The organism is Microcoleus sp. BM001215392, assembly GCF_036700185.1.
Classification (GTDB): Bacteria; Cyanobacteriota; Cyanobacteriia; order Cyanobacteriales; family Microcoleaceae; genus Microcoleus.
The window spans coordinates 1-13,251 of record NZ_JAUBOJ010000203.1 but is presented as its reverse complement, the minus strand read 5'-3'; the positions used below and the strand labels follow the sequence as shown (position 1 = coordinate 13,251).

Genomic DNA, 13,251 nt, shown 5'->3' with positions numbered 1-13,251 from the left:
CGATCGCGCGATCGAGAGTAAAACTGACCAAAAAGGAATATACTCAACAGCATTCATCCATTCAAAAGCAGAGATTTTTCCTGTTGTACCTGCTCCCATTCCATCCGAATTTCCCGATCGATTTCTGCTTGAAAGTCGAAGTAATAAGCCATTGCTGCATGGGCTTCCGACTGCATCAAATAAGGATGCTGGCGGCACATTTCCTCGACTGACCAACCGTAAGCTAGATAATCCATCACAATCTGAGCAACCCGCACGCGCGGTATCCGCTGCAACCGTGCCGGTTGACCCGCTACTTTCTCGATATGAGGATAAATTAAAGCTGATGTCATTGCTTTTTGTATCTATCTCTACAGGAGCTTAGGATAAATATTATAACACTCAACCAAAATCAAAAGAATTAAACAAGCCGATCGCCCTTTTATCCGCAAAAAGCGATCGCCTGACTAAGGTACGCACTGCGCACCCTACATATAAAGTATGTGCGTCCAGGACTGCGGATGTTGTAAAAAACCAGAATTTGCTACAATTTCTTAGTCCGCCTTCGCGGACTTCGTTTGACAAGAAGCGATTTCAATCCCCAAATCATACAGGGGGTAGCTTCACCAAAAACGCCACACACTCAACATGAGAAGTCTGAGGAAAGAAATCCGCAGGCTGCACCCGCGCTAACTTATAATCCCCATTTTCGCACAAAATTTTCAAGTCGCGAGCCAAAGTTGCAGGTTTGCAGCTAACATAAACAATGCGATTCGGTTTGATTTCCTTGATTGTTTCCAACACCGCGCGATCGCACCCTTTCCTCGGCGGATCTAGCAACACAATATCCGGTGTCAATCCCAAGGAAGGCAGCAAATCCTCTACGGTTCCCACCTGAAAATCGACATTTTTCAAATCATTTAATTCAGCATTTAATCTCGCTTGCTCGATCGCCGCAGGTTGCACTTCTAAACCGATCGCTATTTTGACTTGCTTGGCCAGCGGTAAAGTAAAAGTTCCAATTCCGCAGTAAGCGTCAACCAAAACCTCGCTTCCCTGCAAATTCAACTCCCCGACAATCACCTGCAACAAAGCCTCAGCCGCCTCGGTATTTACCTGGAAGAAAGTATCTGCCCTTAGCTGAAAGTTCAAACCAGCAAACTTTTCTCGCAGATAAGACTGACCAGCTATGCAGCGAGTTTCTGCACCAAATATCACATTTGTTTGAGCTGCATTCACATTTAAACAAACACCTACAAGTTGAGGATATTGTTTCAGCCACTCAGCAGCTTGTTCTTCAATTCCCGGCAACTCTCCGGTGCGAACTATTAAAGTTAGCAACATTTCTCCGGTGCGCCGTCCAATTCGCAAGGACAAGTGACGCAATTCTCCTGTATGTTTCTTTTCGTCGTAAACTAGCCAATCTCTCCAGTGGATGTCTTCTTTGACTTCTTTCAACAAAGGATTGAGGCGCGGATCTTGCACCGGACACTGATTTAAATTGACTAATTTGTGGGTACTTTTTTGATAGTAACCTGCTTGGACTTGACCTGTAGCAGAAATTGCTGTCGGATAAGTCGCTTTGTTACGGTATCCCAAAAATTGGGGAAATCCTTCGATTTTTCCCGTTAAGATTTCATCAACTTGCACATCGCTAAATCCGCCAATTCGTTCTAAAGCTTGAATGATTTGATTTTGCTTGGCTGCAAGTTGATATTCATAGTCTACGTGCTGCCACTGACAGCCACCGCATTTGTCGGCGACAATGCAGTTGGCTCGGATGCGGTGTTCGGAGGCTTCCAGAAGTGTGTCCAGCTTGCCTGTAGCATAGCTGGATTTGACTTGCACGAGGCGCACGAGGATGCGATCGCCCGTTACGGTATCGGGCACAAACACCACTAACTCACCAAAACGACCAACTCCGTCTCCGGTGTCTGCCAAGTCGGTAATCTCTATCTCAATCAGTTGACCTTGCTGGCAAGGGTTTGCCACTTTCGTCGAGTTTCGGGTGGGGAATTTAGATTTGGTCACAAGTAGTCGTGGTAGGATTTAATATGGTAATGCAATATCGCTCTCTCTTGTTTGAGATGAGTCGTAGCGAAGCGAGGCGTAAGCCATCGCACTCAAGCTCAAGTGCAGGCAGTCTTCCTGCTTCCGAACCCCTTTCTGCTACAGCCAAAGCTTGCGTTAGAGACCATTGTCCTCGATCGAGCCTGTGCGATATGCTATTGGGGCTTGATGGGCCAAAACTGGTGAAACAGTCTAAATGTCTGCCGACATCCAAACTCTCGATCGCAGTTTTTGAATTTTTCCCAGAGTACCTTGGGACACAAGGAAACTGGCTTAGTCACTAAGCATAACGCCTGCGGAGGTTGACCGCCTGCTTCTAAGATCGATTAATGTTAGCAGCAAGGTAAGTCGCCCAAGCAGGAATCTCATCTTTAAGAGATGGGAATGTCAGTCAGGAACTCAGGGAATCAACGCCACTGAGCTTGTAAGAAATTGCAAGCTGTTCTGACCAGACCCCTTGTAAAAGGAGACGTTATTTAGGTCACGACACCGGCGAATGCGACGCTAGTTTTCCGCTCTGTCATCTGCAATTAAACAGTTTTAAAGTCACTGAAACAGTGTTGCAGGTCAAAAAAGCCTTTATAACCAGGTCGAAGCGAACATTACCCCGTAAGGGAGGCTCCTGCCGGAGCGAACATTATGCGTACAGGGTTGTAAGATTTGAGATGGTAATTGTCCCATCGAAAGTACAGTACAAAAGTACACCGAACCCTTACAACTCCAAGGCGGTAATGGAAAGATTCGAGGCGGTTGAAACCGCCGTGTCGTTTTCCTCTCAGGTCTAAAGACTTTGAGTTTCCCACTTACCGAGTTTTTTTATGAGCGTAGTTAGCCAATTTATTCTCCAAGCCGATGACGAACTTCGTTATCCCAGTACCGGCGAACTCCAAAGCATCAATGATTTTTTTAAGACGGGAGAACAGCGGGTGCGTATTGCTACTGCGCTGTCTGACAGTGAGAAAAAAATTGTTGAAGAAGCTAGCAAAAAACTTTGGAAAAAACGCCCTGATTTTATCTCCCCAGGAGGCAATGCTTACGGCCAGCGCGAACGGGCTTTGTGTCTGCGCGATTACGGCTGGTATTTGCGCCTGATTACCTACGGTATCTTGGCCGGTGACAAGGAACCGATCGAAAGCATCGGTTTGATTGGCGTTCGGGAAATGTACAATTCTCTGGGCGTTCCTGTTCCTGGCATGGTTGAAGCTATTCGCTGTTTGAAGGAAGCTTCTTTGGCTTTGCTCAATCAGGATGATGCTAAGGAAGCTGCTCCTTATTTTGATTATATCGCTCAAGCAATGTCTTAATTGAAGAGGCGATCGCTTTTGTGGATGTGGCGGAACATTCGCGGGTGATTTTGGGGTAATTTTATCTCGCAATTGCTCGCAAATGTTTCGCTTCTGTTGACAGTTAACAGTTAACAGTTGACAGTTGACAGTTGACAGTTGACAGTTGACAGAATCGAAGGCAATGGTTTCGGTCATTAACAGCTTCCTCACTGTTGGACGCGGTTTCGATAGTTAGGAAATCTGCTGAGTTTCTGCTAGGAAGCAATGCAGTTTGAACTTTCCCAGATTTCTAAAAAATCTTGTCTTTCTATGCACATTTCAATTAAAAAGTCAAGAGTTTTTGGGAGATATTGTTTTTTGAATTTCCGGCTGTCGTACTGAATAGATGTTTTGAGTTGCGAGAGTTCTCTAATGGTAGGGCAGGTTTGGATGTGATGGGCGATCGCATTTTGCCACTCTTCCAGTCTGCGGTACGAGATAAATTGTCCGCCGCCTTGATGGTGAACAAACACCACGTAAGCCCAGGATTCGACTCGCTTAATCAGATTTTGACTTATTTTCAGGAATTTGGCGATCGACCTCACGTTGATGCGGAGCTTTTTCGAGGGCTGGATGCGGCGAAACAGTGGTGTCATGGCTGTATACTCAGGGCTTGAGAGGCAAGTTCTGTTTAGACTTAAATTACATATTACTCTATATCAGACTCTTATCTCACTTGTGCAACAAAATTTAATTTAAACTCAGATGTTGCTCGTACAACCCTCAATCATTGATGCTGTGCTAGTTTGAGAGTTAATCTAGGTGGAAAAAATGTCAGCACTCTCTAACAACGCTGTGGTAGATAACCGGCAAGAATTGCGTCCCGTTCGCTTCACGGAGACGGGGCGGATGCGTTTGGGTAAGATGTTAAAGGCTGCAAGACAGACAAAAGGTTGGTCTGTTAGCGAAACACAGTTCAAAACCAGGGGGTACGAAGAGGCGCTGTTCATCGCGACAAATCAACCCGTACCCAAAGATGTCGGTATTAGTGCAGCCACAGTCAACCGTTATGAACGCGGGAAGTTGGATAATCTAGACTGGCGATCGTTATCTTTGTTGTGTTTTGTCCTCAAGCCGATCGATCCTGTGACAAATCAACCCCTGGAACCGACAAACGCTCTCTATATCGCCTGCGAACATCCGCCGTACAATGACGCGAAGCTTTACGAGGAGATTACCGACTGTTAACTTGCTTTTTCCCGCCCTTTTGCTTAGCAATTAAAGCTTTAGCTTGTTGCTACAGAGCGCCTAACTCCTCAAATTGGGGCTTGGGTTAGTTCTTATGTGATTTTTAGTTTATGACATTCTATAGGACTGTAAAATGCCGGGATTTCTAGACTTTAAGGCTGTAGTCGAGCAGGAAAAGCTGCGTCCTGTGCGATTTACCGATACGGGACGCGGTAGACTGGGAAAGCTTCTGAAAGCAGGTAGAGAGCTTCGAGGTTGGTCGATTATTGAAACAGAAATGGTAACAAAAGAATATGAGGCGGCTTTGTTTCGGACAGCCGGAGAACCTGTACCAAAAGATGTTGGTATAAGTAATGCGACTGTTAGCCGCTACGAAAGGGGGAAGTTAGAAAGCTTGGATTGGCGATCGCTCTCTCTGTTATGCTTTGTCCTAAAGCCGATCGATCCTGTGACAAATCAACCCCTCGAACCGACAAACGCTCTCTATATCGCTTGCGAACATCCGCCGTACAACGACGCGAAGCTTTACGAGCAGATTACCGACTCTTAGTGGCTGCGAACCGGGGAAGTTAGAAAGCTTGGAGCAGGGCGATCGCTCTCCCTGTTATGCTTTGTCCTAAAGCCGATCGATCCTGTAACAAATCAACCCCTCGAACCGACAAACGCCTTTTACAAAAGATTTCTTGCAAAAGGCTCAAATTATCTGCAAATTATCTGCGTTTATCCGTGTTAATCTGCCTTAAATCTGCGGTTCCTGCATCAATGAATAATTTATCCAAGAAGTCTATAACCTGCCAAGTTCTATGACTAGCTTACTGCGGGCCCTTTTGCTTCGCCAGTAAAGCCTTAGCTTGCTGCCACAAAGCCTCTAACTCTTCGGGCGGATAATCCGACAAAGGTCGATCGCACGCAGCCTCAACTTTAGCAAACCGCTGTACAAAGCGATCGCTCGTTCCCTGCAAAGCAGCCGACGCATCTAAATCGTACCAGCGAGCCAATTGCACCAACACAAACATAATATCTCCCAACTCCGACTGTTGCGCAGCTTTATCCTCGTGTTTGAGAGCGTGTTCAAATTCCGCCATTTCCTCGTGAAACTTATCCCAAACGCCGTCTACACTGTCCCAATCAAAACTCACCTCCGCAGCTTTTAGAGAGATTTTTGCGGCGGCGGCGATGGGCGGCAAAGTGCTAGCATAACGGCTCATTTTTGAGGCTAAAGTTGGTGGCTTTTCCGCAGTTATGCCTTTTTCTGCTGCTTTGATTTTTTCCCAGTTTTCGTTAACTTCATCCACACTGTTAATTTCTACATCCCCGAACACGTGGGGATGGCGCCGAATCAGTTTTTCAGTGATTCCCGCAGCGATTTCGGCGAAGGTAAATTGTTCGGATTCGCTGGCAATTTGTGCTTGCAAAATTACCTGTAATAATAAGTCGCCCAATTCTTCAACGATCGCACTTTTGTCTCCTTTACGAATCGCGTCGGCGGTTTCATAGGCTTCTTCGATGATGTGCGGAATCAGAGTTTCGGGAGTTTGGGCTAAATCCCAAGGACATCCGCCGTCGGGCGATCGCAATGAGGCCACAACTTCCATCAGGTTTTCCAGTGCTGCGAGCGATCGACTGTGGGAATTAGACATGAGAATTTACCTTAAGTAGAAGGAAGAAGGAACAAGGAAGAAGGAAGAAGGAATACATAGACAGCCAGCTCGATCGCGAGCGATATTTTACATTTTATTAGGTGGATTTACTTGTTTACCTGTTAGATTTGCTAGACGTGCGGCGGGGAGCTTTGCTTTTGCGCCTCTTAATAGTCTTAGGAGGGTGCAACCCGCTCAATCCTTTCTTTTTGAACTGTTTGTAAGCCGAACCGCCCCAATCGCTGAGATAGTGGCTCATCGCGCCCAATTCCAGGCCGATGTAGGTGGCTATAAATTCGCTCGGGTGTTCCAGGAGCGATCGACCGAAACCCAAAACCGCTTCCTGCCAATTTCCGGCTAAGTTGCCAATTGTTTCGGCGATTGTCAATCCCAAGGCTCCTATAACGGCGATCCAGGTAGCGAGGTACAAGATTCGCAAAGCCGTGCCGATCAGAGGCCCGTGGGACAAAAAAGAGCGGTGGCGCAGGCTTTTTTGGTAGGGAAGCCAAATAAATTTGAACCATCCCCAGCGCTGATACTGACAGGAGTAGATATCTAAATCCGGGCCAAACATCAATCCGCCGACTAGGAAGCTGCCGGAAACGAGCAAAGTCAGATTGCTGTTTTGAGTATGGCCAAAGGTGACGCCTGCCACCAGGGGCAAACACCATAGGGTGATTCGATCGTGCGTGCGGCCAGAGGGCATTAAAAGTTTATGATTTTTTTAGTTGATCTTTCTGGGATACTGTGATATGATAAGTCCCTGTAAGCGCAATTGGGCGATTAGCTCAGTGGTAGAGCGCCTGCTTTACACGCAGGATGCCGTAGGTTCAAATCCTACATCGCCCATACAAAAGTCAATTTCCGACTTACGAGCGGAACTAGAAATCCGGTTTCTTTATAGACTATCTTGGCTAAAGCCAAGATATATCCTAGAAACCGGGTTTCTTTGTCCAAGTCACACCCATCAGGCCAGAAACCCGGTTTCTGCGTAGATTATCTTTGCTAAGCCAAGATTTATCGAGAGAAACCGGGTTTCTTTGACGGTGTGGGTAGGTACGGGGTACTAGCCCCTACAAAACCCTCGTTTTTCTGAGAATGAAACAGCCCTGAAATTTAACATTTTGTGGCGGATGTCCCACAAGTAGGCACTCAATGCTGGAAAATTAATTCATTGATTGATTTTCCTTTTTAACATCGCCTACTATATGAAGCCTAAAATAACTAGCCCGATCGCCTGGAAGCAAGCTGAACTTCTCATGCAGCCGGCGATGATCCGAGTGCTCGACAACATCCGCAAACAACTAGAGGAGTCAGTCTGGACAGGAACTTACCAAGAAGTACAGGTTCCGATTCCCGGCTATCAACTAATTTTAGAGCATCAAGGCGATCGCAGATCCGTCGATATTTGGGAACTTTGCTATCGAGTCTGCTTTGTCAACTACCAGTCAGCCCACACTCCAATGCAAAGCCAGGAAGTCATAATTGACACTTTTTTAATTGACGAGGACACTGGCGATGTAGACTGGAATCGTCTTGATGCCAAAGCCAATGAATTAATAAAAGAAGTTTTTGCTAATTTGGGCAATTAGTCATTGGTCAGTAGTCATTAGTCATATCATGTCCGGTATACGATAGGGGTGCATCTCAACGAGTGCAAATATGTTTGTATGGGCTATAGCATGACCGCAGTGAATATAAGATGATAACTAATAACTTATCTGCGGTCATGCTTCTTCCGGCTTCAAAAACCAGATGCACCCTACGATAGTAACAACAACGGTTCGTAGTGTGGACTCCCTTCCGCAGTCTAAGAGCGGAAGGGAGTCCACACTACGAACCAATCTTATAGTTGTCTATCGATAGTTATTAGTCATGGCTAGTTGGAAACTGGTTTTTTTTTCTGAACAAGACTTGGTTACACACCGGAGATTCTGTAAAAAACCCGGTTTCTCGGCCAGGCAAATAAAATCGCCCACTGAAACCAAGCATTAATAATTCAATACACGGTGAAAGCTTAAATCTCAAATCCTATGCTAATTCAAGAATTGCACGACATTCAAGCCGCAGCAGGCGCTACTTTTGCAGAGTTAGCAACCACAGAAACAGTCCCTATCAGTTTTGGTAACGACGCTGCCGCCATCGCAGCAACTAAACAAGGTGTGGCTTTGTGCGATCGCACTCACTGGGGACGCATTCAAATCTCCGATAGCGATCGCCTGCGGTTCTTGCACAATCAAAGTACCAATAACTTTAACATACTCAAACCCGGTCAAGGTTGCGACACCGTGTTCGTCACATCGACAGCTAGGACGATCGACCTCGCGACAGCCTATGCTACAGAAGATGCTGTAATATTGCTAGTTTCAGCCAACCGCCGCCGCCAATTGCTCGAATTGCTCGATCGCTATATTTTCCCAATGGATCGCGTAGAATTAACAGATATAACCGATACAACCGTTGCTTTCAGTCTCCTCGGCCCCGAAAGCACTCAACTACTAGAAAAACTCGGAGTTACCGAACTAGACAATCAATCCTACGCTACTCACAAATCGATAAAAAACCCCCCTCTTTCGGGGGATGAAGGGGGGGTTCTAGTTGCTGTTGGTAGCGGTTTAGCAACTCCTGGATACACGTTAATTGCAGCAGCCAGCGATGCAGCCCGCTTGTGGACTGAGTTAGTTAAAGCTGGGGCCGTACCAATGGGCGATCGAATTTGGGAACAACTGCGCATCGAACAAGGCCGCCCCGCACCCGATTTTGAACTCACAGACGATTACAACCCCCTAGAAGCGCGCCTTTTACACACAATTACTTATGACAAAGGCTGCTACATCGGCCAAGAAACAATTGCCCGATTGAACACATATCAAGGAGTCAAACAGCAACTTTGGGGAGTGCATTTGAGCGGCCCCGTTGAACCCGGAACAGTCATCACAATCGGAGAGGAAAAAGTCGGCAAACTCACCAGTTTTGTAAAAACCGAATCCGGCTATTTTGGACTTGCTTACATCCGCACCAAAGCCGGAGGCGAAGGACTGAAAGTGCAGTTAGGAGAAATTGCCGGAGAAGTAGTAAACCTACCTTATTTAAGTTTGTAATTATTGGCATGGAACGGGCAGAATATCCCGTTCCAAAATTCAATTGAAAGAACTTGTGTCATATCGTTTCCGATTTTATCGGAATTATTTAACCACAGAGAACACAGAGGGCGCAGAGAGAGAAGAGAGAGATGAATACAGGACGATGCTACCAGATTTCATATAAGAGATATTATAGGTTCGATCCTTGGCATTTCAACGTGCATCAATCAGATGACTAAAGTCCGATCGGGTGCATCTCATTTTTGAAAATATACTTGTAGGGGCGAAGCATTTCGGCAGTAAATCTCTGATTCTAACTCATAAGTTATGTGCCGAAATGCTTCGCCCTTGGCAAAATGAGATGCACCCGAACGATCGAACATACAGTGTTTTACCAAAAATATCAAATAATGACATATCCCTCCCTTAAAACAGCTTCACTCACCTGCGGTTCCGGCTCTACAGAGTCGCTGTAATAAGCATCAATATGTTTAATAAAACCTTCCCGATAAGCTTTCAGATGCGATTCAAGTGCTTCGATATCCTGCTCTTTTGTCGCGTAACTGCTATCTCTTCTAAATAGACCAGATTCCTTAACAAAAGCCATATCAATTTGCCACAAAGCTGCATCAATCGGGCGATAGGCTAAATCAACAATATCGTAAGCCACGAATCCTTGAGACTTCATAAAATTGATTATCTCATACATCTGACCGAATAAAGTAACTTCTACAATTACATATTCAGTCTGCTGCAAAATCTCAGTTGCTCCCTCTAAAACATCTAATTCCTTACCATCTACATCAACTTTAATTAAATACGGCCCGGGCAAATTTCTTTCCCTGCATATGCCATCCAGCGTAATTGCTGGAATGTTTCTCAAATAAGGATTGCTGCTATCAGTAATCGGATTTTCAGAAATCGAAGAGTGCACCATACCAGGATTGACGCTGAGAGTTAACACTCCAGATTCTTTGGCCGCGGCCGCCATGATGTATTCTGCATTTTTGAGCTTGCGGCAAATTTTGGCGAGATAAGGTTCATTTTCGGCAATTGGTTCAATTAGCAAATGTCGCGCATTGGGGAAAGTTTCGTAAAGGTTAAAAGTTCCCAAGGCCGCACCGACATCTATCACAGTTTTCGGTTCAAAACCTAACTTTTTAGCCAGCACCAAACTGCCTGTCATTGAGTTTCTGAGAATTCCTGTTTGTTGTTCGCTCATAAGTATTTCCTGATTTTAATAAAGTCGATAGGACTTATCTTATATCCGGTAAAATAACCGCGATCGGGTTTGATCGTTCGGACTTTAGTCCTTCCTCATACTTTTGATGACGAAAAACTAAAGTCCGAACGATCAAACCGTTTTTATTACGGGCAATTAACTGGACATTGCATATGGCTAGAGAACGGACACTCTTTGTTACATAAAAACTGGTGTCTCTGTACTGTTATTTCGCTGATTTCTGTGCCTTTTTTTCCGCTTCCACCGATTGCAAAGCTTCGTCGAGAATTGCCCGCGCTTCCTCAGCTTTACCTCTAGCTTCTCGATAGCGGACGTTAGCTTGAGCGAAGTTTTTGAGAACCTTAAAACCGTCTTTCAGACGACCAATTTCCTCCGCACTCACAGGCTCATCTGTAAACAAAATATCGATCGCCTCTCGGATTTTTAGGGCTTCTTCCCGGGATTCCATCACCTTCAATTTGAGACTTGCCAAATTGCTCAAAATCTGCACTGCTTCAGTAATTGCGTCCTCGCCGTCAGACACAGCAGCATCTTCGATAACTTCAACAAACTGCTTGGGCCCAAATCCTTCTGCGAGCTCTGTAGGTAGCTTACCTTCATCCATCAGCAGCATCAGCTTATCCATTGCTTCTTCGCGGGCTTTCGCTGAATCTTTCCCTTTGACGGTTAAAATAATTTCGGGGCTTTGAGGAAGTGTATAACGAACCATCTTTTGACCACAAGTATGCGAAAACAATTGAATGATATTTTATCTTGATTCGATCGCCTGTTGCAGCTATCCATCGGCTCCCTTACCAACCGCTTGCCCAAAATTGACACATATACACTCAAAAGGAACCCTCGACCATGAAAGATAAAATTCTTAACTTCCTCAACTTGATTTTAGTCGCTGATGTGTTTTTCGTCTTGGCTATTTTTGGGTGGTTTGCGATCGCCGTTGCAGGGCGATCGACCGGGGTTAATCTCGGTTTCGATTTATGGTACAGTCTTTGGCAGCCCGTATTTAATCCTGCCCTCGGTATTTTGATGGGCGGTGCAATTCTCAGCGGTATCGTTAACCAAGTTTCTAAACGCCTCAATCCCAAGTAAAATTTATGTTGTATTTGAGACGGTGATTTGGGACGCTATGAAAGTTAGCCGATCGAACTTGTAGGCTGCATCAGAGATCGTCGGCTGCTCAATTAGGTCGCTGAAGCTTGAAAATACATAAGTATGTCATTGCCAGTGAAACCAAGTGAAACAAAGTGGAACGTTAGCGGAGCGATCCGAAGGAAAGGAATCACAAAGGTTATTATAGCTTTACATTCTGTTACAGTGTAAAGTTTATTTGTAACTACTTACGTCGAAAATCAGGATTGGACGAATCGGAGCGAAAAATATCAACCATGTTCTGAGGAACAAAAGTCTGGCTTAATTATGGGAGAACAAAAACGTATCGGCATTCTCACCAGCGGGGGTGACTGTGCAGGCTTAAACGCCGTGATTAGAGCCGTTGTTTACCGCGCGACGGGAACGTACAATTGGCAAGTGATGGGCATTCGTCAAGCCACCAAAGGATTGATGAGTCGCCCTCCTGAAGCAACACCCTTGAATATTGAGAAAGTAGATTCCTGGCTCACGATTGGCGGTACGATGCTAGGCACTACCAATGAGGGCAATCCTTTTGCTTTCCCAATGCCCGATGGCAGTTTGCGCGATCGCTCTGATGATATTATTGAAGGCTATCACAAACTCGGTTTGGATGCCTTAATTGGCATAGGTGGCGATGGTAGTCTCGCCATTCTCAGAAAAATTGCCAACGAAGGCAATTTGAATTTAGTTGCTATTCCTAAAACTATTGATAATGATGTCGGAATTACCGAGCGTTCGATCGGTTTTGATACTGCTGTCAATATTGCCACAGAAGCACTCGATCGCTTGCATTTTACAGCGGCAAGTCACAGCCGCGTCATGATTGTTGAAGTCATGGGACGCGACGCCGGACATATTGCGATCAGTGCCGGAATTGCTGGCGGTGCTGATATAATTCTGATTCCAGAAATTCCTTACAAAATTTCCGAAATCTGCGCCAAAATTCAAGAACGCCAACAACGCGGAAAAAACTACTGTTTAATTATAGTAGCGGAGGCTGTGCGGACAGAAGCAGGCGAGTTAGTAATGCACACAAATCGCTTAGGTCAAAGTCGATTAGGCGGCATAGGTCAGTATTTAGCTGATACAATTTCTGATTGTAGCGGCGCAGAAACTCGCGTCACAGTTTTGGGACACATTCAACGCGGAGGAACGCCTTCTCCGCTAGAAAGATTAATTGCTTCGGCTTTTGGTGTCGCAGCAGTTGATTTAGTTGCCGAACAAAAATTTGACCGCATGGTATCTTGGCAACAACGAGAAGTTGTGAGTGTGCCGCTGGAAGATGCGATCGCCAAATACAGACCTGTAGACTTCGATGGTACTCTGGTGAAAACGGCCCGCGGTTTGGGAATTTGTCTGGGAGATTAGTCAATTACCAGTCAGATTTATCAAAATTTTAGTCCTGGATGCACTGACAGCAAGGTCACGGCCAGCAGTGCATCAAAAACTAAGATTAACCGGGAAGCAGTAGCGTTTCAACTATGATTAGTGTAACGTGCAATCAGTTGCGATCGCGGGGTGCATCTCATTTTTGAATCCTGAAGAAGCATGACCGCATATAAGTTATTAGTTATCATCTCCTATTTACGGAG

At 45.5% G+C, this 13,251-nt stretch carries 15 protein-coding genes and 1 tRNA gene; 8 read left to right on the top strand and 8 right to left on the bottom strand.

The genetic code is table 11. The features are described 5' to 3' along the window. Window positions 1–53: 53 nt before the first annotated feature. Window positions 54–332: a DUF433 domain-containing protein gene (locus QT974_RS20515; RefSeq protein ID WP_333470269.1), complete on the bottom strand. Its 279-nt coding sequence runs from the start codon at window positions 330–332 to the stop codon at window positions 54–56. A 253-nt stretch (window positions 333–585) separates the two neighbouring features. After that, window positions 586–2,010 (bottom strand): 23S rRNA (uracil(1939)-C(5))-methyltransferase RlmD, encoded by a 1,425-nt coding sequence (gene rlmD, locus QT974_RS20510; protein WP_333470268.1) that lies wholly within the window; start codon window positions 2,008–2,010, stop codon window positions 586–588. Between the two features lie 857 nt (window positions 2,011–2,867). Here rlmD and QT974_RS20505 point away from each other — a divergent pair. After that, window positions 2,868–3,353 (top strand): allophycocyanin subunit alpha-B, encoded by a 486-nt coding sequence (locus tag QT974_RS20505; protein WP_293336342.1) that lies wholly within the window; start codon window positions 2,868–2,870, stop codon window positions 3,351–3,353. A 236-nt stretch (window positions 3,354–3,589) separates the two neighbouring features. Here the strand turns inward: QT974_RS20505 and QT974_RS20500 are convergent, their stop codons facing one another. Then, on the bottom strand, window positions 3,590–3,970 hold the full coding sequence (locus QT974_RS20500) for a hypothetical protein (RefSeq protein ID WP_333470267.1): 381 nt from the start codon (window positions 3,968–3,970) through the stop codon (window positions 3,590–3,592). A 175-nt stretch (window positions 3,971–4,145) separates the two neighbouring features. Here QT974_RS20500 and QT974_RS20495 point away from each other — a divergent pair, with 175 nt between their 5' ends. Next, on the top strand, window positions 4,146–4,562 hold the full coding sequence (locus QT974_RS20495) for a helix-turn-helix transcriptional regulator (protein ID WP_333470266.1): 417 nt from the start codon (window positions 4,146–4,148) through the stop codon (window positions 4,560–4,562). A gap of 133 nt (window positions 4,563–4,695) precedes the next feature. After that, on the top strand, window positions 4,696–5,112 hold the full coding sequence (locus QT974_RS20490; protein WP_333470265.1) for a helix-turn-helix transcriptional regulator: 417 nt from the start codon (window positions 4,696–4,698) through the stop codon (window positions 5,110–5,112). A gap of 262 nt (window positions 5,113–5,374) precedes the next feature. Here QT974_RS20490 and mazG read toward each other — a convergent pair whose 3' ends face one another. Beyond that, entirely contained in the window at window positions 5,375–6,202 is an 828-nt protein-coding gene (mazG, locus tag QT974_RS20485) for a nucleoside triphosphate pyrophosphohydrolase (protein ID WP_333470264.1), read from the bottom strand. 115 nt (window positions 6,203–6,317) lie between these two features. Beyond that, on the bottom strand, window positions 6,318–6,908 hold the full coding sequence (locus QT974_RS20480) for a metal-binding protein (RefSeq protein ID WP_333470263.1): 591 nt from the start codon (window positions 6,906–6,908) through the stop codon (window positions 6,318–6,320). A gap of 71 nt (window positions 6,909–6,979) precedes the next feature. Between QT974_RS20480 and QT974_RS20475 the strand changes: the two genes are divergently transcribed. The 3 genes from QT974_RS20475 (at window position 6,980) to ygfZ (ending at window position 9,303) form a co-directional block, all read left to right on the top strand. Further along, a tRNA-Val gene (locus QT974_RS20475) sits at window positions 6,980–7,051 on the top strand. A 359-nt stretch (window positions 7,052–7,410) separates the two neighbouring features. After that, on the top strand, window positions 7,411–7,794 hold the full coding sequence (locus QT974_RS20470) for a hypothetical protein (protein ID WP_333470262.1): 384 nt from the start codon (window positions 7,411–7,413) through the stop codon (window positions 7,792–7,794). A gap of 441 nt (window positions 7,795–8,235) precedes the next feature. Further along, window positions 8,236–9,303, top strand: a complete 1,068-nt coding sequence (gene ygfZ / locus QT974_RS20465; protein ID WP_333470261.1) for a CAF17-like 4Fe-4S cluster assembly/insertion protein YgfZ — start codon at window positions 8,236–8,238, stop codon at window positions 9,301–9,303. Window positions 9,304–9,542: 239 nt separating this feature from the next. On the opposite strand, the gene QT974_RS20460 is transcribed toward ygfZ, so the two are convergent. The 3 genes from QT974_RS20460 to QT974_RS20450 all read right to left on the bottom strand — a co-directional run bounded on the left by QT974_RS20460 (window position 9,543) and on the right by QT974_RS20450 (window position 11,237). Further along, window positions 9,543–9,668: a hypothetical protein gene (locus QT974_RS20460; RefSeq protein WP_333470260.1), complete on the bottom strand. Its 126-nt coding sequence runs from the start codon at window positions 9,666–9,668 to the stop codon at window positions 9,543–9,545. A 20-nt stretch (window positions 9,669–9,688) separates the two neighbouring features. Beyond that, window positions 9,689–10,507 carry an FkbM family methyltransferase gene (locus QT974_RS20455; RefSeq protein WP_333470259.1) on the bottom strand — a complete coding sequence of 273 codons (819 nt, stop codon included), beginning with the start codon at window positions 10,505–10,507 and terminating at the stop codon, window positions 9,689–9,691. Window positions 10,508–10,733: 226 nt separating this feature from the next. Then, the gene (locus QT974_RS20450) at window positions 10,734–11,237 is read right to left on the bottom strand and encodes a hypothetical protein (RefSeq protein WP_333470258.1); all 504 of its coding nucleotides are present in this window, start codon (window positions 11,235–11,237) and stop codon (window positions 10,734–10,736) included. A gap of 137 nt (window positions 11,238–11,374) precedes the next feature. Between QT974_RS20450 and QT974_RS20445 the strand changes: the two genes are divergently transcribed. Both QT974_RS20445 and QT974_RS20440 read left to right on the top strand, forming a co-directional pair. Next, window positions 11,375–11,617, top strand: coding sequence for a hypothetical protein (locus QT974_RS20445; RefSeq protein WP_293185248.1), 243 nt, complete (start codon window positions 11,375–11,377; stop codon window positions 11,615–11,617). A gap of 327 nt (window positions 11,618–11,944) precedes the next feature. Next, window positions 11,945–13,027, top strand: coding sequence for an ATP-dependent 6-phosphofructokinase (locus QT974_RS20440; protein ID WP_333470257.1), 1,083 nt, complete (start codon window positions 11,945–11,947; stop codon window positions 13,025–13,027). Window positions 13,028–13,251: the final 224 nt, after the last annotated feature.